Origin of the sequence: Nocardioides sp. NPDC000445, assembly GCF_040300245.1 — a bacterium.
Lineage (GTDB): Bacteria > Actinomycetota > Actinomycetes > Propionibacteriales > Nocardioidaceae > Nocardioides.
Genome location: NZ_JBEPDH010000031.1, coordinates 32,137 through 53,024, shown reverse-complemented (window position 1 = coordinate 53,024; position 20,888 = coordinate 32,137). Strand labels below are relative to the sequence as shown.

Annotated in this window: 21 protein-coding genes and 1 pseudogene; 13 read left to right on the top strand and 9 right to left on the bottom strand. The window is 64.1% G+C overall.

Annotated features, from left to right (window positions below; translation table 11 throughout):
* The first annotated feature begins 708 nt into the window (after positions 1-708).
* The 6 genes from ABT304_RS29065 to ABT304_RS29040 all read left to right on the top strand — a co-directional run bounded on the left by ABT304_RS29065 (position 709) and on the right by ABT304_RS29040 (position 9,350).
* On the top strand, positions 709-2,226 hold the full coding sequence (locus tag ABT304_RS29065) for a patatin-like phospholipase family protein (RefSeq protein ID WP_350720679.1): 1,518 nt from the start codon (positions 709-711) through the stop codon (positions 2,224-2,226).
* Between the two features lie 117 nt (positions 2,227-2,343).
* Complete coding sequence (locus ABT304_RS29060; RefSeq protein ID WP_350720677.1) at positions 2,344-2,961, top strand: GIY-YIG nuclease family protein; 618 nt, start codon at positions 2,344-2,346, stop codon at positions 2,959-2,961.
* A gap of 164 nt (positions 2,962-3,125) precedes the next feature.
* Positions 3,126-3,458, top strand: coding sequence for a hypothetical protein (locus ABT304_RS29055; protein WP_350720675.1), 333 nt, complete (start codon positions 3,126-3,128; stop codon positions 3,456-3,458).
* 182 nt (positions 3,459-3,640) lie between these two features.
* Positions 3,641-4,198 carry a hypothetical protein gene (locus ABT304_RS29050; RefSeq protein WP_350720673.1) on the top strand — a complete coding sequence of 186 codons (558 nt, stop codon included), beginning with the start codon at positions 3,641-3,643 and terminating at the stop codon, positions 4,196-4,198.
* Positions 4,199-4,502: 304 nt separating this feature from the next.
* Positions 4,503-8,597: a YobI family P-loop NTPase gene (locus ABT304_RS29045; protein WP_350720672.1), complete on the top strand. Its 4,095-nt coding sequence runs from the start codon at positions 4,503-4,505 to the stop codon at positions 8,595-8,597.
* A 186-nt stretch (positions 8,598-8,783) separates the two neighbouring features.
* Positions 8,784-9,350: a hypothetical protein gene (locus ABT304_RS29040; protein ID WP_350720670.1), complete on the top strand. Its 567-nt coding sequence runs from the start codon at positions 8,784-8,786 to the stop codon at positions 9,348-9,350.
* Between the two features lie 185 nt (positions 9,351-9,535).
* Here the strand turns inward: ABT304_RS29040 and ABT304_RS29035 are convergent, their stop codons facing one another.
* From ABT304_RS29035 to ABT304_RS29025, 3 genes are all read right to left on the bottom strand, one after another.
* Positions 9,536-10,453, bottom strand: coding sequence for a tyrosine-type recombinase/integrase (locus ABT304_RS29035; RefSeq protein ID WP_350720669.1), 918 nt, complete (start codon positions 10,451-10,453; stop codon positions 9,536-9,538).
* A 192-nt stretch (positions 10,454-10,645) separates the two neighbouring features.
* A complete protein-coding gene (locus tag ABT304_RS29030) occupies positions 10,646-11,293 on the bottom strand; it encodes a ricin-type beta-trefoil lectin domain protein (RefSeq protein ID WP_350720667.1) in 648 nt (215 codons plus the stop codon).
* Between the two features lie 328 nt (positions 11,294-11,621).
* Positions 11,622-12,137 carry a hypothetical protein gene (locus ABT304_RS29025; RefSeq protein ID WP_350720665.1) on the bottom strand — a complete coding sequence of 172 codons (516 nt, stop codon included), beginning with the start codon at positions 12,135-12,137 and terminating at the stop codon, positions 11,622-11,624.
* A gap of 278 nt (positions 12,138-12,415) precedes the next feature.
* Here ABT304_RS29025 and ABT304_RS29020 point away from each other — a divergent pair, with 278 nt between their 5' ends.
* The 5 genes from ABT304_RS29020 to ABT304_RS29000 all read left to right on the top strand — a co-directional run bounded on the left by ABT304_RS29020 (position 12,416) and on the right by ABT304_RS29000 (position 16,218).
* The gene (locus ABT304_RS29020; protein WP_350720663.1) at positions 12,416-13,309 is read left to right on the top strand and encodes a restriction endonuclease; all 894 of its coding nucleotides are present in this window, start codon (positions 12,416-12,418) and stop codon (positions 13,307-13,309) included.
* A 624-nt stretch (positions 13,310-13,933) separates the two neighbouring features.
* Entirely contained in the window at positions 13,934-14,419 is a 486-nt protein-coding gene (locus tag ABT304_RS29015; protein ID WP_350720661.1) for a toll/interleukin-1 receptor domain-containing protein, read from the top strand.
* 359 nt (positions 14,420-14,778) lie between these two features.
* Complete coding sequence (locus tag ABT304_RS29010) at positions 14,779-15,144, top strand: hypothetical protein (protein WP_350720659.1); 366 nt, start codon at positions 14,779-14,781, stop codon at positions 15,142-15,144.
* On the top strand, positions 15,137-15,664 hold the full coding sequence (locus ABT304_RS29005; protein WP_350720657.1) for a hypothetical protein: 528 nt from the start codon (positions 15,137-15,139) through the stop codon (positions 15,662-15,664). The genes ABT304_RS29010 and ABT304_RS29005 overlap by 8 nt, the downstream gene beginning before the upstream one ends.
* A gap of 128 nt (positions 15,665-15,792) precedes the next feature.
* A complete protein-coding gene (locus tag ABT304_RS29000; protein ID WP_350720656.1) occupies positions 15,793-16,218 on the top strand; it encodes an MmcQ/YjbR family DNA-binding protein in 426 nt (141 codons plus the stop codon).
* 337 nt (positions 16,219-16,555) lie between these two features.
* Here ABT304_RS29000 and ABT304_RS28995 read toward each other — a convergent pair whose 3' ends face one another.
* The 3 genes from ABT304_RS28995 to ABT304_RS28985 form a co-directional block, all read right to left on the bottom strand.
* Positions 16,556-16,966 (bottom strand): MmcQ/YjbR family DNA-binding protein, encoded by a 411-nt coding sequence (locus ABT304_RS28995; protein WP_350720654.1) that lies wholly within the window; start codon positions 16,964-16,966, stop codon positions 16,556-16,558.
* Between the two features lie 124 nt (positions 16,967-17,090).
* Complete coding sequence (locus ABT304_RS28990) at positions 17,091-17,645, bottom strand: putative glycolipid-binding domain-containing protein (protein ID WP_350720652.1); 555 nt, start codon at positions 17,643-17,645, stop codon at positions 17,091-17,093.
* A gap of 96 nt (positions 17,646-17,741) precedes the next feature.
* A complete protein-coding gene (locus ABT304_RS28985) occupies positions 17,742-18,125 on the bottom strand; it encodes an MmcQ/YjbR family DNA-binding protein (protein ID WP_350720650.1) in 384 nt (127 codons plus the stop codon).
* A 79-nt stretch (positions 18,126-18,204) separates the two neighbouring features.
* Here ABT304_RS28985 and ABT304_RS28980 point away from each other — a divergent pair, with 79 nt between their 5' ends.
* Together ABT304_RS28980 and ABT304_RS28975 are read left to right on the top strand one after the other, a co-directional pair.
* Positions 18,205-18,660 carry a nitroreductase family deazaflavin-dependent oxidoreductase gene (locus tag ABT304_RS28980; RefSeq protein ID WP_350720681.1) on the top strand — a complete coding sequence of 152 codons (456 nt, stop codon included), beginning with the start codon at positions 18,205-18,207 and terminating at the stop codon, positions 18,658-18,660.
* Between the two features lies 1 nt (position 18,661).
* The gene (locus ABT304_RS28975) at positions 18,662-19,039 is read left to right on the top strand and encodes a nitroreductase family deazaflavin-dependent oxidoreductase (protein ID WP_350720649.1); all 378 of its coding nucleotides are present in this window, start codon (positions 18,662-18,664) and stop codon (positions 19,037-19,039) included.
* 74 nt (positions 19,040-19,113) lie between these two features.
* Here ABT304_RS28975 and ABT304_RS28970 read toward each other — a convergent pair.
* The 3 genes and pseudogenes from ABT304_RS28970 to ABT304_RS28960 form a co-directional block, all read right to left on the bottom strand.
* Positions 19,114-19,521, bottom strand: a pseudogene (locus ABT304_RS28970) (formylglycine-generating enzyme family protein); the annotation flags it as partial.
* A 15-nt stretch (positions 19,522-19,536) separates the two neighbouring features.
* Positions 19,537-20,043, bottom strand: coding sequence for a helix-turn-helix domain-containing protein (locus ABT304_RS28965; protein ID WP_350720647.1), 507 nt, complete (start codon positions 20,041-20,043; stop codon positions 19,537-19,539).
* Between the two features lie 12 nt (positions 20,044-20,055).
* Positions 20,056-20,841: an aminotransferase class IV gene (locus tag ABT304_RS28960; RefSeq protein WP_350720645.1), complete on the bottom strand. Its 786-nt coding sequence runs from the start codon at positions 20,839-20,841 to the stop codon at positions 20,056-20,058.
* Positions 20,842-20,888: the final 47 nt, after the last annotated feature.

Here is a 20,888-nt window from a genome sequence, read left to right as displayed (position 1 = left end):
GCGGCCAAGCCGGCGGTGACCGGGAGATCGGGCGGCGCGGCGAGCAGATTGCGCAGAGCGTCGGACACACCTGCAGTGTGCCTGACGTGCCTCGGCCGGTGTCGCGTCGGCGCCGAGGGCTGTCACCACGACGACGCCCGAGCAGACGAGCCCATCGTCCGACGCATCGCATCGGAGGTGACGATCTGGGACTGGTGGATGTGGGAAGCAGTACCGAAGGGCCATGTGTCTCAGGCTCGTCGCGTCTCCAGCCGGTCGCTATCCTGCGTCCGCAGCGCTCCAGCCGATCGGTGCAGCATCGGTCACTCGTACTTCCGTCCACCCCCGCCTCAAGCCTCGACACAGTTGGTGCGCCCCACTGGCGGCCGAAGGACGCACGCCGACGCACGCCGACGCACGCATAGCGTCGGCGGTTTTGGGCGAAAGCAGGCGAAGCTCCGCGATCAAGGATGCGCACATCGAGTAGAGCGCCTGCGCCTCAGGGCCTGCGCCGAGCGCCCCTCACAAGGCGTGTGCAGCATTCGCGACCGTGAGGATGGCCCAATCTTGACACGGCAGACGTCGTGGCACAGGGCCCTCAGACGCGCCCGTCGCCTGCCCCCTACGTTGGTGAAATTCCCATTGCCGACATGCGTTTCGAACGTTGGGCAGGTATGACGGATCCATGAAGTCGCGCGCTTCGCGCGGTACGTCTCACCGGGGGTTGCGATGACAACGGACGGGGGCAACTGGCTGCAACCGGATCAACCCAACCTCGCATTGGGGATGGCGATCTCCGGCGGCGGGCTTCGGGCCGCGCTCTATGCGCTCGGATCCACGTTGTTCTTGGTCCACTCTGGCCTAAACGAGAAGGTACGACTCATCAGCTCGGTCTCGGGAGGGTCGATCCTCAACGCGATCCTCGCGCTCGACGGTGACTTCACGCGAGTCGACGCCCGGCGGTTCACAAAACTGGCGAGCCGCCTCGGGCATCGTCTATCCAAGCGCGGGGTGTTCTTCTTCGCCGGGATCAAGCGCCTCGTGATCAGCCTCTTGACCTTTCTGCTCTTCGGGCCGCTGTTCTTGGGCTTGATGAGCCTGATTGAAGGGACTTGGGTCGGGACCTGGGAGATCTTCTGGTTCCTCGAAGTTGGCTATGCGGTGCCCATGACCTTCTTCCTACTCGGCTTCACGGTCTTCGGTCGAAAGAGCGTCCAGCAGGAAGCGTACGGGCAGTGCATCCTCCACACCCTCCGCCCGTGGCATGACAAGAAGGCGCTGCGTAGACCTCAGCTACGCCAGATGCCGGAGTCTGCGGTTACCCACGTACTGTGCGCGACGGAACTCACTTCGGGCCAACCCATTTACATGAGTCGGGAGATGATTCTCTCTCCTCGATACGGGCGTGGCGATGATCCGGAACTGCCCTTGCAGAAGGCGATCTACGCCTCAGCGGCCTTCCCGATCGGGTTTCCTCCGCTCCGTGTGAAGTCGGATCGGATGCGGTTCGCCGGCGGGGTCGATGACATGGTCCCGACGCGCCTTGTTCTCTCTGACGGAGGCGTCTTCAACAACCTCGGGACCGATGCCTTCGCCGCAGACCGAGCCCCTGAGGAGATCTACCTTCCAGACCCATCTCTCGCGATTCTCCCCGACGTCAATCAACAACTGATCGTCAACGCCTCGGCCCCGCCCAAGAAGTGGGTGGGATCGAACTGGCCGATCGTCCGCGCGGTGACGAGTTCAGCGCGCATCATGTCTGTGCTCTACGAGAACACATTGACTCCGCGGATCCAGAGCCTATTGGAGGACCAACAGCGCGAGGGTGGCCCGCTCGTCGTGGACATCTCCGAATCCCCAATCCGACTCCTCGAGCGCCTGGGCCAGAGCACCAAACAGGACGAAGCGGAACGCGCCGCCGAGGTTCGTGAAAGCCTGCTGAAAACGGTGACGCGTGACGAGTGGGATGAGTACGCCGACCGGGCCGCGTGCACGAAAACAGTCCTTAGCCCGGTCGGCCGAGCGTCGGCAGTCCGACTGGTTCGACTCGGCTATTTCGGCACCGCTGCCGCATGTCACGTGCGGTTCGAGACAGGCGGACCCAAGACTTGGCCAACTGACCGATGGTTCCAAGACCTCATTGACGGGCAGGTCGACGAGAACCAACTGGTGCCCGGAACCGCAAACACGGGCGTGCAAAGCGGGGTTGGTGTCGAGGTAGGCGCCGAACCGGTGCACGAGCACTAGCGACCTATCTTCAGGCGGGCGTGCTGGCTGTCCTGAGCACCCGATCAACCGACATGAACGAGCGTACGGCTCGCGGCGGAGCGACGCATATCGGCCGGTAGCGCCTATGAATGTGGCATGGTCTCTACTGTGGATTCGGTTCCCGGGCGCGATGCAGCCGCGCACCTCCTGAATCCGTCACGTCTGTGGACCCGTGAAGAAGCGTTAGCTCGGCCGTCGGCTGTCCCGGCAACAGGCGGCGTATATGCCTGGTACTTCAGCGACCTTCCCGGCGTTCCGACCGCCGGTTGCGTAACGGCGCGTGGACACACTTTGTTGTACGTCGGCATCTCGCCATCGCGTCCTCCTGCGAACGGCCGTCCTGCGAGTCGACAGACGTTGCGCACGCGGGTTCGGTACCACTATCGGGGTAATGCTTACGGGTCCACGCTTCGTCTGACGCTTGGGGCACTCCTTGCTGATCAGATCGGCCTTACGTTGCGTCGAGTTGGGTCGGGAACACGCCTGACCTTCAGTGACGGCGAAGCTTTGCTCTCAGACTGGATGAGCAGCCACGCCCGCGTGTGTTGGATTGAGGACTCGGCGCCGTGGGTTCTGGAGCACGCCCTCATCAGGGACCTCGTTCTGCCGCTCAACCTGGACCAGAACGCACATTCACCGTTCCGAGTTGAACTCAGCACCGCGAGAGCGGTTCAGCGTGCGCGGGCGAAGGAGCTTCCGGTCGTACCGAGATGATCAGAACGTGACGCCACTCCTCGCCGCTGCTACCCCGGCTTCTCGCGGAACTGGGAGCCAACCAGCGCGGGCGGGCGCTACGCGGCGGTATGACGCGGGACCCTTTCTGTCAGCCGGGGTTGCACGCCAGATCAAAGTTCGATGCGTAATGGCAAGATGACTACATGGCATCGGACTCCCGGATGGTGGCATTGGGTTTCGGAAAGTTCGCGCGCGCCGACCGTATCTTCGCCCTGGAGCGCATCACCGGGGAGGAACGCGGCGATGGCCGTCGCACTCGAGTCTGGGTCGACGGGGTCACCGACCCTTTGATCGCGTCCAGGACCGAGATCACAATCCTTCGCGATATGGGTCAGGAGTCCGCAGTCACCGCACCGGAGCTCGACGAGGCAATGGACCTCGCCGCGCGTCTGGCGGCCGCGGCTGAGGAGGGTCGGGTGGATCTGAGCGATCTGGGTCGTCGTGCGCGACGCCTCCTCGCCACGACGACGCCATAGGGACGCCATAGGGAAGGGAGACGTCGACAGCCAGCCCCTTCGGTGAGTGACCCATCGCGGCGATGCAGCGCGCTCGCGGCGGTGTGACGCGGTGCAACTTCCGTCTGGGACGAAGCAGCTCCGGATGTGGGACTCGATTGCATTACGCGCTCCGTCAGGGGCAACGCTGGCAGGATGGTCGTGTGAAGACTGAAACAGTTCTGGCCATGACTGGAATGGGGTCTACTGCGCTCTTGGGCATGGCCGGCATCATCGCCACAGCGGTGACCTCGTCGAAGGGTCGCGCCGCTGCGAAAGAACTGGCGGACACCGCACGAGTACAGCAGAGGCTCGCGGACGCGTACATCGACCTACTGAAATACGTCGAAGCTGTTGGCCGTTGGGCTCAACTGGTCCGTCCTGTGTCTGACACGAGTCCGCCGCGAACGCCTCCCGCCCTGCCTGAACCGGACGTCGAGCACACCGTCAGGGCGAAGGTCTTCGGCTACGCGTCAGCCGAAGTAAGGACATTGTATGAGACATGGATCAGCTCGGTGGTTGAGATTCGCAAGGCGGATCACTTGATCGGGCTGCGGCTCGACGCGCAGGACCGACATTCGAACTACCAACCCAAGGAAGGTGATCAGACCGATTGGCTAGACCACCTCACGCCATGGGGCGAACTGGAAGACAAGCTGAGGCCAGCTGAACTGGAAGCGCGCGCGTCTCTGATTGCTCAGGTGTCAAACGAGCTGAGATAGGCAAGCCGCTGCCGCGACGCGTCCAGGCCAATCGCGCTGATTAGGTCGATCAGTTGTAGATAGCCGGTCCACCGGCGGCGAAATGACGCACCCCACGCTGCATAAGCTGGCTGCTTTCTGGCGCGGCGATCGGCAGGCGGCTTGACGTCGTGCGACCGAGAGTCCTGCAGGTCGCGATGGCGAGCTCGGCCGCTGATGGCTCGATCAAGAAAGGCGCGGCGACTTCGCGCCGGTGTCGGTGGCTGCAGCTACGCTGGCGTCGCGTCGTGCGGCGACCCAATCTCGGTTAGGCACCGGGGCTTGGGTGGGCAGGATCAAGGACAAGCAGTGCGGAGAGAACATGGGCAGCGACGTCCAGTCCGGTACGGAACAGCAGGCTCCCCGAGCCGAAAAGGCGGCCATCAGCGTGCCGTCCGACCAGGAAATGGACGTGGCCGCTGAGGTGGACGTCGGCAGTGGCCATCTCAGCAAAGTGCAGGGTGCCAACGTGGAGGCCGGAGGTGCTCATGACACTCGAAAACCGAAGAGGCTGTTCCGTCGCCGGAAGAACGAGGCGGAAGGTAGCGGCGCGAGCAAAGCCGCCGAGAGGCCGTCGCTGAGCTCGCTTACGCCGCGGTTCGACCCTGACCAGCACGGCACTTACCTGAGGCGTCTGGAGGAGGTCGTCAAGGACCCGAAGAACCTGAATATCGCTCTCACTGGTCGGTACGGAGCAGGCAAGTCTAGTGTGCTCGATGAGTTCCAGGCCGAGCATCCCCGAGTTACGCAGCGGCTGGCGATCTCCACGTTGACACCTGACGCTGAGGTCGATGACACGTCCGCGAAACCTCGAACGGACACGACGAACCGCATCCAGAAGGAGGTGGTTAAGCATCTTCTTTACGGGGCGTCACACCGGATCGGCAAGAGCTCGCGGTTCAGTCGCATAGCTGTCCTGAGCCTCCCTCGGGCGTTCATACAGGCCGCCCTGGTGGTTTGCTCCGTTGGGGTGCTCCTGTACGTGTTCGGTTGGCTACCCGAAATCAAGTGGACCGAGAAGAGCGAGCCCATATGGGTTCGGGTAGGCGCCTGGTTCGCGACGGCGCTCCTCGTGACTCTGTTGGGCACGGTCCTCCGTGTCGCCACCCATGGACGGTTCGTCTCCGACGTGAAGGCGGCGGGGGCCGCCGTGAGCCTCACCGAGCGGCCACAGACATTCTTCGACAAGTACCTCGACGAGATCATCCATTACTTCGATTACGGCTCCAAGGACATTGTCGTTTTCGAAGATCTCGACCGCTTCGAGGACCCCAAGATCTTTGAGGCCCTCCGGGAGCTCAACACCCTGCTGAACGACACACCGCGGCGCCGAGCCCGGCGCCGCGGACGCCTCCCCGCTCGCGTACTCGGGCAGGTGTTGCGCTGGGTGAGCCTCTACGGCCGCCTGGATGCAAAGCTCTCGGACCGTTGGGCGGCCGTGTTCCTTGGGCGTGGTGTGCCGCTGCGGTTCGTGTATGCCGTCAAGGACTCCCTCTTCGAGCGTTTGGGGGCGGAGACCGTCGAGGCTGTCGATGCAGGCGATGCTGCGGCCGGCGAGACGTTGCGGGCCAACCGCACCAAGTTCTTTGATGTGGTGATCCCTCTGGTGCCGTTCATCTCGCATCGCAATGCCCGCGAACTGCTGATTGATCTCCTGGACGAAGCCGGCATCACAGGCATCGAGAAGAAGTTGATCAACATCGTGGCGCAACACTCAACGGACATGCGGCTCATGCGGAATATGTGCAACGAGTACCTGGTCTTCGAAGAGCGACTGCTGAAGTCCGACAGGGTGGCCCCCGGCCTGGATCCGAGTCGCCTTTTCGCGCTCGTGGCGTACAAGAACTTTCACCTCGGTGACTTCGAGCGCATCTCGCGGCGCGAAAGCGACCTCGATCGTCTCTACAGCTTCCACCAGGACCTCGTGCGGGTCTCGATCGAGACCCTCGAGACGAGGAATCGCCGCCTTCTCGTCAGCAAAGGCGCTGGGCCGGCGCGCAACAGAACGGCTCAGATGCTTGGGACACGGCTGACCCGCTACGCCGAAGCTCGGGGTCAGGCTCTGTCTCAGCAGGGCTGGCGTAACTTGTTTTTTCGGACGCCCGCTGGCGCGTACAGCCTTGAGGACGCTGCCGGCCACCAGTTCTGGGCCTCAGTCGCGACCCACAACTGCCTAGAGATCCTGTGTTCGCCTGACGCGAGCCGCTCGCGTTCGACGTCCGTAGTCACCCTGAATGCTGATGACCTGGCGGTGATGTTTCCCGAGGGGCTGCAGGCCGACAAGTGGGTGAAGCTCGATGAGCAAGCGACACGTGTCGAACTGCTTCGTAATGAGCGCGACATCCGAGCGCTCCGCAGCGCCGACTTCATCCAACTCGCGCAACTGCGGAGGTTCACTCTCGCACTCCCTGACGAGAACCAGTTGGTCGTTTCCGGAAGTCAGGAGGAGCCGCAGCAGGATAGCCCGAATCTGGTCAAGCGCACCTTCGCGGACTTGGTCGGAGCCACACTGAAGTCACCGCTTGCCAGGGATCTTGTCCTACGCGGCTACCTCGACCGCAACTTCTCACTGTATGCCGCTCAGTTCTACGGTCACTTCACCGGCACCGACGTCGCGACCTTCGTGGTACAGCACGTACAGACCATGACGATGAACATCGACTACGACCTCAGTCGTTCGGGCGCAGTCGCCAACCTCCTCGACGAAGTCGAAGAGGCAGGCGAAGATCTAACCGGCACGGTCGTCGCTTACAACCTCAATATCGTCGACTATCTGCTCGAGACTGACCACGTCGGTGCCCGCGGTGTCATCGAGCGCCTTGTCGTCGATGACGACGAGGAGGCACGGACCTTCCTCGCAGCCTATTTCACCGCCGGAGAGCACCGGGAACAGTTGGCCACCCGTTTGGCCGCACGCCCCTGGCCCCACGTGTTCATCTACCTCGGCACGAGCGACGATGTTCCGGACGACGTGCGGCCGGCCTTGGTCAGTGCCGCGCTAGTGGCCGCCGACGCCCCCGAGACCTACGAGCTTCCCGATGAGTTCGGCGATTTCCTCCGGGCGAACTATGGCGATATGACTGCGTTCACGCAGCCCCAAGGTGAGAAGCCCACCGCGGCCGTCCTCACGGTGCTCGAGCGAACCGGGATCCAGCTCTCGCAGTTGAAGCCCCTCGCACCCAAGTTACGGTCCGGAGTGATCGCGTGCCGGGCTTACGAACTCAGCGTCGAAAACCTCCTCGAGGCCCTCGGCACAAAGCAGATCTCCCTCGATGATGTCAGGGGAACCGATGCCGTCTACAGGTACTGCGTCGACGAGTTCGACACGTACTTGGAAGCCTGTCGCACGCACATCCCGACACAGTGGGCCGTCAGGACACCCGAGACGCTCACCAACGCACTGACCGATATCACCGAGATCTACGAGGATGAGACCTTCGTCAAGTTCGCCCGCGAGGTCGCCGAGCGCACCGAACGGAGCGTCCGCGTACCGTCATTGCGGGATGCGCCGACCTTGAGTTGGCCTGCGCTCGCCGAACAGCGCCTGTTCGATCCGACACTGGAGAACGTGTACACCTACCGCACAGGAGTCGGCGAGGTTGACGCTAGCCTCGCGAGACTCCTGACTGCGGCCAACAGCATCGACATTAGTGCCGGCACCGGCGACCACGACGTCAACGCCGAGGCCATCGCGGTCCTTAATGCGTCCGCCATCAAGGACGTTGCGAAGCGGGTTGCCCTCGTCGAGAGCCTTAAGCCCTCGAAGCCTCTCCCTGTCGACCAGATCGCCCCGGAGGCTGGCCTCTTCGCACCTCTTCTCGCGGCGGGCTTGGTCGAGGATTCGGCCGGATCTTTCGCGCACTTCCGAATCTGTGGTTGGGGCACTGTTGGACCGGCCATCAAGGCGTCCAACAACATCGTCTCGTTCCTCAGCCCCGACCTAGTTGAAGGTATGGTCGTCGACCTCCTCGACGACGCGGCGGTTCGGAGCAAGTTGGGACCCATTGTGATGGCGAATCCCGACGCCTACGCCCCCGACAGCGACCCCGACGCGTTGCGTGCCGTCGCGCGGAACGCGCGTCGGACGTCAGCTTCACTCTCGCCCGAGACGGTGCTGCGCGTCGCCCGTGCTCAGCCGATTGAGAGCTTGCTCGTACTAAGTCTGCTCCGAGCTGCACTCCCCGCGGCCGGGGCGGCCGTCGTTGTCGAGGTGTTCGCGGCCCTTGGCGGCGACTATGCCAAGGTGACTATCCCCGGGGCCAAGTTTGCCGTCCCCCACGACTCGCTGCACGGCGACCTTCTTCAGACGCTGAAGAGCGCGGGGCTGGTCGACTACCGCAAGAAGATCAATCGGCCGAAGTACATCGTCACGGTCGCCTGACCGCGCGGCGGACCCGGCTGTTCGCTGAAGCACCGGCGGCCCGGCCGACGCTGACGTCGGCCACAGAGTGCCGAACTGGCGGCTCAACCCGCGGGCTGACGACCGGGAACGGTGGCACGGTAGTTGGCGCGTCGATCTGGGCGTCAAGGCGTGGATGCCGCATCGGGTTGGGGCAGAGTATGCGGCGTGGAGACTTCTGAGGCGCTCGATCGCGCCGTGACAGAGCTTGGGAAGTTTGTGCGTGACGAGATTGCGGCAACCTCCGTTGCGATTGGTTGCCTACGGGCGATAGCCACGCAGACCTTGAGCCACATTCGAACGTCCGGTGACCATGAGAGCGTTCGACTCATCGATGCGGAGGTCGAGGGGTTCACCTTCGTTCCGCGCATCACGGGATTGAACGGCGCACAGACCCTTCTCCGTGAGGTGTCCATGGGCGGGATGATTCATGCGCGACTCACTCAGCAGCTCATAGTCACTGTGTTCACCGGGTGGGACGCACATCACCGAGCGCGGATCGCGACGGCGCGGGGACTCGAGACTGATGAGTTGAGGTCGGACTACTTCGGCGATCTGCGGCTGCTCAGAAACGACATTGCCCACAGCAGGGGTCTGGCGAAGAGGAGCGTTCGATGCGCCGGTGCGGTCCTGTCTCGAGAGCTTAAGACGGGCGATCTCATCTATCTGGGAGACGACGAACTCGCGAACCTCAGCGCGAAAGTCCCGTACAGCGAGCTGATTGGCCGGGAATAGGGACTCCAGGTTTGTCGACCCGCCGATGTAGTCGGCTCGTGGAACTCGGACCGCGCCGATCTGGGCGCAAGCCCATGGAGATAACCGCGGGATTCGAGTCTTCATCTTCTCATGCGAATATGAAGGCAATCGAATGGACTCGACCGGGTCAATGTGGGCAAAGTTGACCTTCCCTTGCTGAGCGGTCAGACGCCGGCGACGTAGGCGGTGAGGAAGTGGACTCCGTGGCGGTCGAGGTTCCCGCGGGCGCGGTCGTAGTGTTCGGTGGTTCTGGGGTCTGCGTGCCGGGCCAGGATCTGGGCGTCACGGAGCGGGACACCTGCGTCGAGGGCGTTGGTGATCGCTGCGTGCCGGAGCGAGTGCGGGCTGATGTGCCGAGGGATTCCGGCAGCCTTTGCGACCCGGGTGACCATCCGGTACGCGTCGCGTCGGTCGATCGGCTTGCCCGACATCGGTCGCAAGATGAGTCGTCCAGTGGTCCGTTCGCCGCGGCAGGCCTCTAGAACGCGGAGGACGGGGACGGTGATCGGCATGGTTGCGGGCTTGTTGCCCTTGCCGATCAGGTGGAGCACTCGGTGGCCCCGTAGTGTTTCGGTGTAGTCCTCGATCCGGACCGCTGCCGCTTCGGAGGCACGGAGTGCGTTGATGCCCAACAGGTAGGCCAGGGCGCCGTGGTGGACGGTGATGGTCTGGGCGACCTGCAGGAAGTGGATCAGTTCGAGCCGGTCGAGGCCTTGGGTTCGGGACTCGTCTGTGTGCACCTTGGGCAGCCGTGCGTAGACGGCGGGGTCGGCCGGGATCAGGCCGTCGATGTGGGCGAACCGGAAGTAGCCACGGAGCCCGTGCATCATCGTGTTGATTGAGGACGCCATCAGACCGGCCTCGCCCAGGTTGCGGATGTAGAGCTCGACGTGGGCACGTTGGATCCCGGTCAATGGATCGAGCCCGTTGGTCTGGCACCACGTGAGCCAGCGGCGCAGCTGGTAGGAGTAGAGCTCGTGGGTATGGCCGGAGTAGCGTGCCAGGAACGAGACCGCGGCCAGCTCGGCGGTCGTCATCGACAGTGGCTGGAACGGCAGCAGCTTCGATGTGGTGGTGGACATGCGACACCTCACGCGACGACCCAAGCGAGGCCAGGCCATGCTCGCCGCTAACACGGCGAGGCACTCGGACAGATCAACGCTAACGACGTTGGGGCCAACGCCGCTGGCGGCGATAAGCCGCGCCTCGCGCGCTCGCGACAGATCGCAGCTTGACCTTAGGAGGGCGTGCTTTCCGGCACGTTGTGTTCCGCCTCATGCGTCTGAATGTCTCGCGCGGATCTCGATGATCAGGACTTGCACGAGCGATTCCTGTGCCCGCTCGACGCGGCCACGAGCACGGCGGTAGGCGGCGGCGTGCTTCTTGACAAATTTGCTGCCCAGAAGACGCTTTGCCTCGCCTTCGATAATTGGTCGGGTGGCCGGGTCCGCGAAGTTCTCCTCGAGATACTGCCTTGGGGCGCCTAAGAGTTTGGCAGTCGCATAATTGGCAGTGTCTGAGTTCTGCGAATGTATGGCGCTCCAACGTCGCACCGCGTCATGCAAGTTTTCGGCGTCGGTTTCGAGATCCCAAAGTGCGCTTCGAAACCGCCAGAGGTTGGCGGTCAGGTCACTGGCTGCTATTTCATGCCAGAGGTCAAGGTCAGCGTTCTCAATCAGTTCAAGCGCGCGCTTCGATTTCTTCGGTATCGGGACGATGGAGGTGTAGTCCTCAAGGAGGCGAGGGCGCTGCAGGACCATGAGCAGTGGGTGCACCAATCGTCGGCTCACTGCTCGGGCCTCAGCTTTGCGACGCTCAGTCGCAGCTCTGCGTTCGAAGATGTATAGCGCCAGAGCGACAAGGGAACCTGTGACGGCACCTACGATCAGATCCGGAACAAAGCTCGACCAGTTGCTGAGCATGAGTGGATTCACGGAGTAACACTCTCGCAGTGGCGCGCCCTGGCCGTCACCGAAATTGTCCACATCCGGACATCGTGCGTCGGCGCCGAAACCTCCGCCTGTGCGAGGACCAGAACGGGCACGGTCGTCTCCGGCCGTTGTCCAAGTGCACCCTGAGGCATGGCACGAAGGGACCCAGGTAGGTGTTGGAGATTGACCCGGCCACGATGTCCGGCAGGCGGCGGGAAGACGTCGGTGAGCTAGGTGCCAACTAGCCACCTCCGGAGGTCGAGCAGGACGTCCGAATCTGACTTGCCAGCTGTCGCTTGCCGTGTGACCGCCGCTCGGCTCAGTCACCTGCGGCAAGTGCAGTCAGGTAGTCCCGAATCGCGCCATATGCATCGTCGAGGGGCTCCTCGAGCGCGGCTATCGCGGAGTAGAGGTCTCCCGGGGGTACGTGGTTAACGTCGTGGAGCACGTCGGGAAGAGCCCACACCATGACGGCGGCTCGATTGACGCTCCCATAGTTGTTGAGTACGCGTCCCCCAACGGCAGCGGCCAGCGGAAGCGCGTATTGGTCCCTCGAAATCAGTTGGGCGACTTGGATGTCCCAGTCGGGCGGGAGTTGGGTCCGGTCGGCCTCCAACTGACGCACCAGCGTCTGACGGATCCGCGCCATCTCGTCGATGACACCAAGCAGCGCAAGGCATGCCGAGTTGCGCCGTTCCTCGCGCGCCAGGCTGCGCTCGTGGCTGATCTGACGATGGATGACGTAGAGCGCGATGACGACCGACGCGACGACGCCGACGAATGCTCCAAGAGCACCGTCCAGCAGCCCCACCCACCAGTCTGTCGGCTCAGCCATACCCGCACTTTAAGGCTGACAGGGGTGCTCGCGCTGGGGTTGCGCACCTATTCCTGATTGGCCGTCTGGCGCGGGTACCACTGCCTCATCGCGTTCGATGGACTGCAAGTAGCTAGGCGGCGGAGTGACACATAGTTTCTTGGCGACGGCGACCGGACTGGCGGTGGGGCACAGCGCCGACCGCGACGGCGTCGCGAAGGGTCCGGTCAATCACGTGAACGGAGCGTTGATACTCGAGTTTGCTGCGCCAACGACGCACCTCCGCCAGAATGGCACTCGTGGATGCTGTTCCGTTCCCTGTGTTTGAGGCCGCTGTCAGAGTGGCGGGCGAAGCGCTGCACTACAAGGACTCGCTCAAGCAAATCATGCGCAACTCCGGCGTAAGCGACAACGGCTATGCGAGGTACTCGGACCTGAGCAAGTATCAGATCTTTCGAAACGTCTGGGACGACCTGAACAACGATGGAAGCCGCGGGCGGACCGTTCAACGCAACCTCATCGACTCGTTGGCCAACCTCGATGGGCCGCACAGCAAGGCTCCCGACCCTGCAGCGGGACGGAGGGCCATAGATGACCTGTGTCGCCTCGCAACGCAGGCGAAGTTGCTGGTCGACCCGGAAGATCTGGCGAGGCAGAAGCGCCGCAGTGCGGCGGCAGCCGTCGCCCAGCAGGTGAGCGCAAAACGGGATGAACTCAACTCCTTGAACCAGACGTTTCGCGCACTGCACGCTGAGCCCGACAAGCAGCGTCGTGGCTACGCACTTGAAAAGCTGCTGACAGCGCTCTTCCGGCTCGAGGAGCTCGAGTATCACGGGTCCTACAAGACGGAGACCGATCAGATCGATGGGGCGCTCACCCTGGATGCCTTCACCTACCTGATTGAGGCGCGGTGGCGAAAGGCTCCTGCTGCCGACGCCGACCTAGGGGGATTGGCGCACAAGGTCGAGCGCCGAATCGACGCCACGCGAGGCCTGTTCATCTCCATGGCAGGCTTCCGGAAGGAGGCGGTCGATCTCTTCCGGCTCTCAAGGGATAACCGGTTGGTCTTGGTCGACGGTGCCGACCTGCAGTGGATACTCGACGGGCGAATGGACCTGTCCGAGGCACTGCGAGAGAAGGTCCGAGCAGCCTCCATCCAAGGTGAGCCTTTTCTGTCGCTCTTGACCCTCTGATCCATCCGCCTCACACGTAGGACGCTGTGTCGGCGTTCTACCCGCCGTCGACTCCGCTCAAGGGGCGTCCCACCGCTGGACCGGGGAGGCGCGCGAGAGTCGCGGGCCTCGGCCTTGCTTAACCTTCGTGCGTGCGGACCGACTGCGGATCGCAGCGGAACAGGAGCGTAGGAGCTCGCGGCGATATGACACTGGCGGCTGTCGCGGCGGATAGACACAGGTAGCCCCGGCCTCTCACACGTCGTCCAGCAGGGGGAGCATCCGGCACAAAGGACTATCGCAAACGGGTACCGCCGCTGCTCAGCCTCCTACGCCAGCCACTTCTCGCGGGAGAGCGGCCGGCCGAACCTCGGCGTCATGTCGGTGGCCCCAACTAGTCTTCATCCCATGTCGAAGTGCACTGCGCCCGTGATGGGCCACATCAGGGGCGGCGGCGCTGACTGCCCAGTCCACGGACGCGGACGGGGGTACGGCTACACGCCGGCTCCCTCGTACCCGGCCTCCTCGGCACCGGCCGCGCCGATGCAACGCCGCGGGCGCTCATCGGCCGGTGGCGGCGGACGTCGCGGTGCTCGGCCGTCTTGGCAGCCGAGTGCCTCGAAGGTCTCCTACACGCCGCAGCAGGTGCGCGACCTCCAGCCGGTGCGTGCGGCCACGGTGGTACGCACCCAGGCCAACGACGTGTTCCTCTGCCATGCGTGGCCCGATCGTCTGGCTGACGCAAAGGACGTGTTCGACTTGCTCATCGAGGAGAACGTGTCGGTGTGGTTCAGCGAGGTGAGCCTTCGGCCTGGCACGGACATGCGACTGGCTATCGAGAAAGGGCTCGTGAGTTCGCGCATGGGGATCGTCCTGGTGACGCCCTCGATGCTCGACAAGCTTCGTAGCGATCGAAGCATCGCGAACGCTGAGCTCAGCGCTCTATTACGCCGCAACCTGCTCGTGCCGGTACTGCACGGTGTGGCCTTCGAAGATCTCGATCAGGTGAGCCCCATGCTCGCGTCGCGCGGCGGATTCAGCACGGCCGAGGAGCCCATTGGAGACATTGCGGTGAAGATCGCCGAGCTCGTTAGGACGATCGCCGACGAGCAGGCTCAAGAACACGACTGACATCGGCCGAGTAGTGCCCGGCTGGCTGAGGCCAACGGAAATGGCACGGTTTCCGGCATATACGCGGGGATCCGGATCAACTCGGCGCTGGGCAGCAAGATCGACCGACTACACGTTGGCGGTGCCGGTGACGACGTTGGGCCAATGTCGAGAGCAGTTGGTCGCAGGAGCGGCGCGATGGCCACCAGTCGAGAGTTGTTTGCATTTCCTGCCGACGACCCGGGCGCGTGTGCATGTGGCTGGACGGTAGCGATGGCCGCGTTGATGGCTCGCTCGGGCTATTCCCATTGCGTGATCAGGCAGTCAGGATGGCTTGATCTCTTGGAGTAGCGCAAGCGGGTCGAGAAGTGGAGGCTCTGATGGAAGGCAACTTCCCTACCCTGGGCACTGAGAAGGTGTTGAAGGGGTTCCCGGACCTCGAAAGTGAGCGGGTCCTAAAGGCGTTCCCAGACATCGAGATCGGGCAGGTACTCAAGATCCATCGCGACGAGCTGGGCGACCCGCATGACGAAGGCGACAACCTGAGCCTGGTGATTCTGGGGCCATTGCCTGGCGACGAGGGACTGCGCATCGGCTCCGTTATCGAGGCCCCAGAAGCAGTGGAAGCCACGGCCTTGGCCGAGCCCGAAGCGTTGGGAGCGGTCGATGTGACTGTTCTCGCGGACGAAGGCGACTGGGCTGTGATTGTCTCGGTCGCCGAGATCCGCGGGGCCTCAGATGACTAACCTCCAACACGGGGACGGTGACAAGCCAGCCTCGGCGTCGTCCGCGGCCCTGAAGTTGATCGAGGACCAACTGGCGGAGGAGCGGGCGACGAAGGCCGCCCTTGAAGCACGCGCGAACACGGTCATCACCAGCGCCGGAACGCTGACCACTCTCCTGTTCGCGTTGGGAGCTCTGGCGACTAAGTCCAACACTTACGATCTGCCCGACCTTGCCAAGGGGCTGCTGGTTATGGCGGTGTTCTGCTTCCTGCTCGCGATATTGTTCGCCCTTCGGGCTGCGGCACCTGCCACATACTCGGAGTTGAGTGTCAAGTCGCTACAAGCCGTCGCGACCGTCGAGGCGTTCAACGCGCCTGCTACGGAGGCGGAACCGAAGATTGCTGCCGCGCTGGTCGAAGTCATCGATGGGGCCCGGACAGGCAACAAGAAGAAGGCCGACCATCTCAACCGTGCAGTCAGGGTCGAGCTGGCTGCGGCGACCGTACTCGCGATCGCAGTAATCGTCGTTCTGGTTGCCTGATTGCCTTTGTCGTCAACCAAGGTGCCGTCGTCGTGTTGGACTCCGCCGCATTTTCGCTGCGTCTTTGTGGGCGAAGTGACGCACGCGGAGGCCGCCCGCGCGTTGACCGTGACACCTAACCTGACTGTGTGAGGAGTACAGGCGGCCGGCCGGCGCGGGTCGAAGACGTGCACGAACTTGCCCTTGGCATGCCCCACGTCCGCGTCTACGCGGGCACCCAGAACAGGCCCGTCTATCAAGTGGGCGGAAAGTCGTTCATCTTCTTCCGGAACCCCCGTCCTGACGCGTTCGACCCGGACACCGGCCAGCGCTACGACGACGTCATCGTCTTCTGGGTGCCTAGCGAGGGTGACAAGCTGGCGATGGTGCAGGACGAGTCCTCGCCGTTCTTCACCACCCCGCACTTCGACGGCCACCTGTCGGTTCTGGTCCGAGCGAGCCGGCTTGGGGAGATCAACTATGACGAGCTCGCTGAGGTCGTACAGGAGGCTTGGCTTTCGCGTGCGTCAGCTCGCCGAAGAGCGACCTGGCTCGGGGAGCACCTACCCGACTAGCGCGAGGACTCGTTGGCGGCGCCATGACGCAGGCGTCGCATGGCTCCGACCGTACAGACGGCGGGCCGGGGCTCTATGCATCAGCCGTCGGCCGGGGCAGAACGGAGATCGCGCGGCCGTGGCTGCCCCCCAACTTGGGTGATCGGGCACACGGCCCAGGAGGAAGTAGCCGGGGGAGGAGTGGCGCTGACGCCCGGCCGACCGACGGGCTCGATGCGCCTGGCACGCGCGATCAGCATCTCCGGGGTACGTTTCCTGCTGGGGGCGCGCGGCGATGCCGAGCTGGCACAGGCTCCAATGTTGCTCTGTCACAGTGACCGCCCTACGGACCGCACGATCATCGATCCAGCCGGTGCCTCAGCTTCTTCGGAGCGCAGAACCGGTAACTCTCGGTCACCAGCTCGGCAACCTCCTCCCAGTCTGTATCGCCGTCGAGCACCATGCCGACAACGGTGGGCGACCACGGAGGCTGGTAGAACGGCGGCCCGGCGTGGACCAGGGCCAGCAGTTCGTCGCCGGAGGATCGGAAGGTCAGCACCGTGGTGGGCTCGGTCACCCCGGTCATATCGCGGTACGCCGACGTGTACCCCTCTTGAGCCACCAGGACGTGAGCGAAGGTCTTCTTCCTGACTCGCCACCTGACGCCGGTCCAGGCGTCCTCCTCGTAGGCGTCGGGAAGCGACGACGCGGTCGACGCAATCTTGGCGACTACGTCGGCGGTGGGCTCGATGCGCGGCGGCCGGGACATGCCGCAAGTCTGTCAGCGACTGCGGGGATGACGGCGTGGTAGGTCCTCGCGACGCGACCTGTGCGGAACGAGAGGGCAGTCTGGAGCTGTGTGCTCGGCCCGTGGGCTCAGGACGGTTCGTCTCTCAGGCGAAGCGCGTCGCGATCCCGGGGTAGTCGAGGACGAGCCCATACGTGTCGTACACCAACACGGCGTTGAAACCGCCTTCGGAGTGGTAGTCGAACCGGTGGTCGTCGAGGCGTCGGTAGGACTGGTCGAGGCGTCTGACCTGAAGGTCAAGTGCCTGGACGTAGGCGGCGGGCGCGGTGACGACGTCGCCTAGCGGCAGGTCCAGCCGGTGGATGGGAAGGGTGTTGGTGCAGGCAGATGCCTCGAGGTCGACGTCGTAGAGCCCGTCGAGCTGGGGCGCCGACCGGCCATCGACGGTCCAGGAACCTTTGCCGTCGGAGACAAGTACAGTGGACCGTCGCCCGCGAGCGGTGTCATTGTGGACGTGGACTTCGCGCGTACGCCAGAGGGCGTCAACCGAGATCTCATAGTGGACCGCGTAGGCCTGGCCCGCCTCGACGGCTGAGGTGTATCCACGGATGCCGGAGGCGTCTCGATAGACGACCTCGAACCCGTCGACGGCGTCGACGAACTGCCACGCAGCGAACGGCGGGAGCTCCTCGTATGCCATGTTGGGAGTAAACCAGCAAACGCCCAAGCGAGGTGGCGCATCTTGTGGGCGGTATGTCTCGCCCCGTCACGCACACGATCTCGGCGAGTCAGAGCTTCAGCCGTCGAATCCTTCGACCAGCTCAGCTGGGGCGGCGGCGAGCCAGGCGTCGACCAGCAGGTCGCGGAGGTCTCCTGGGGCGATGACGCTGAGCTCGATGAGCACGGCGGGGTAGTTGTTGAAGTGCTCGATGGTGAAGACGCCGTCGATGCCGGCGGCGAGGACGCCTTCCTTCTCGTGCAGGTCGGCGGTGTTGACCGCGAGGATCGGGGGATCGGGCGGGGTCTGGTCGCCGAAGCGCTTGAGGTCGGCCTTGCTGAACTGGCGTAGCCAGGCGAAGCCCTTGCCGCGTACGGACCAGGTCGGGTGTCCGTGGCGCTCGCCCTCGGTGACCTCCGGCAGTTTACCGATGATCCGAGCCACGTCTTGGAGCGTTGCCATGCTTGGAGCGTAGTTCGTGGCGCTGCGCGATCGGGCCGGATCGACCAAGCCGATGAGTAAGGTCGGTTCGGTGACGTCCATGGTCGACTCGGTCGTGTCCCGGCTGTTGCGGACCCGCGCTGTCGTGCGCGCGCCGATCTGGCTCTATCGGCACCGGGCCGGGTGGCTCTTCGGATCCCGGATATTGATGCTCGAGCACATCGGACGCCGATCAGGTGTCCCGCGATATGTCTGTCTCGAGGTCGTCGAGCGGCCGAGCGTGGACGAGATCGTGGTGGTGAGCGGCTTCGGCACCGGGGCGCAGTGGTATCAGAACCTCCTGGCCGAGCCTGCATGTCGCGTCAGCGTCGGGAAGCGTACGAGCGTCGCGGCGCGAGCGACGTTACTCTCGGAACAGGAGTCCGCTGCGGTGCTGGGTCGCTATCAGAAGGCACACCCGAAGGCCTGGCGGCGCCTGCGCGGTGCGATCGAGACGGCGGTCGGTCACGAGGTCGAGGGACTGCCGATGGTGAACCTGAGACTCATAGGAGACTGAGATGCGTCGCAAGTGGCTGTGGTTGATGAAGAACACGCTCAACAGGGTGACGACGCGGGTCGCTCGTTCCGGACACGGGCCGTTCTCGCTCGTGCGTCACGTGGGCCGGAAGTCGGGGAAGACGTACGAGACGCCGATCATGCTTGCGCGGGTGCCGGAAGGTTTCATCGCGGAGCTGACGTACGGCGAGGACGTGAGTTGGTACCGCAACATCGTCGCGGCTGGAGGCTGCGAGGTGTTCGTGGACGGGACGTGGCACCAGGTCTCCGCGATCGAGCCCTATTCGTCCGAGGCGGGGCGGGATGCGTTCGGCTACCCGGCGAAGCTGGTGCTGCAGGTGCTGCAGAAGCACGAGTTCAGGCTGCTGCGTACGGCCTGAACAAACCGGGCGCCCCTGAGAGCGGCTCGTGGCTGCGGAACTTTGTGCCGCAGGCGAGGGCGGTGCTCAGCCCTCTAGCGCGCAGGGTTCCCGACGGTGGCGCAGCGAAATCCGGTGTCGTTGTCATGCATGGTCGCGTCGGCGTCGTTGAAGGTACTGGGGCGGCCGGTGAACAGAGGGCTGGACCAGGCTCCGCCTTTGAGTTCGTGTCGGCCGGCCGTTGTTGTGGTCTGAGTCCATTCCCAGACGTTGCCGACCATGTCGTAGGCGTAGAAGGGGCTGATTCCGGATTGGAAGCGGCTGGCCTTGGAGGTGGTGCCGAGGCCGGTCTCTTTGACATTGCATTTGGCGGCGGTGTGTTCGTTGCCCCAGGGCCAGATGTTGCCGTTGGGTCCGCGGGCGGCTTTCTCCCACTGTGCGGCGGTGGGGAGGGTCTTGCCTGCCCACTCGGCGTAGGAGGTGGCATCGTGCCAGGTCACGTGAGTGACAGGGTGGGTTTAGAGGTCGATGGGGCAGCGGCCCTCGGGCCAGTGCTCGGGGGCGCGGTGTCCAGTTGCGGCGATGAAGCGGGCGTAGTCAGAGCCGGTCACTGGGTGGGCGTCGAGCCAGAAGGTGTCTTCCCAGCGGGGTTCGTCTTCGGGGCCGGCGAGGTAGATGCCGGCGGTGACTTCGACCATGAGCTTGCCGTCGCGTGGGTGTTTGACGAAGTGGTCGCCCAGGACGGGATCGGGTTCGGGATCGGCCACGACGGGGTAGGTGGTCTCGCCGTCGCGGGTCAGGAGGTTGACCAATCGGGCGTGGACGTCGGAGGGGGCTTGACGAAGGAGGTCGTCAAGCATGGCCTGGGTGATCGGTCGCAGGCTGTGGCCAGAACCGGCCGCTTCGGCCTTGGCGATGCCGCGCTCGGAGACCTCGAGCCTGGCGGCCAGGTCGGCCTGGCTCCAGCGTGCTGCCACCCTGAAGGCACGCAGCTCGACGCCTGACCACTCTGGCACGATCGCCATGTCTGGTTTGCCTCAGATCCGTTGGGCCGGGATCGCAGCGTAGGCCCGCTGCAGCTCAGCGATCACGGGGTGATCTGGATCGAAGCTGTGGTTGTCGATCGCACTGATCGGACGTACGCCGATGCTGGCGTTGGTTGCAAACGCGGCGGGGATCTCGCCGAGCTCGTCGAGCGGGACACTCCGTAGGTCGTGCGCGCCGGCGGCTTGGAGGAGTGCCATCGTCACCCCCGGCAAGACGGGTGCGTCGGGCCAGATCACGTGCCTGTCGGCGGTGATGAAGCCGATGTTCCAGGTGCTGCCCTCGGAGATGTTTGTGTTGATCGGATCGGTGAACAGGACGTCGTCGAATCCGGCCTTCTTGGAGGTGACTCGATGGTGGAGCGTGCTGAACAGGCCGACGTGCTTGACCTCAGGGGTGTCGCGTTGGAAGGCGATCGTCTTGGCCCGCAGCGGTGGCAGCGACCCGCCGCCACTGGGGCGTGAGGTGATCAGAGGAACGGGGTGCGCGGCCACCGTGCCGATGTTTCCGAGGTTGATCGCGGGGTCGTACATCGTCACCCGCAACGTGTAGGACCCGCTTGATCCGGCGATCGCCGCACGGATGTCGGCAACCAGGCCATCTCGGTCGAGATCGGCATCGAACACCGTCTTCGCGTTGCTGACCAAGCGTTCGAGGTGGAGATCGAAGCCGCGAACGGCGCCGTCCTCGACATGCATCGAGGTGAAGTGGCCGTAGCCGGTCATTGCGAGCGCGTTCAGTTCGGCGGCGGTCGCGTCGATGCCATGGATGGTCGCCATGACGATCACCCTGCCACGAAAGTGCAGAAAAGTTCAGGAGGTGGTCG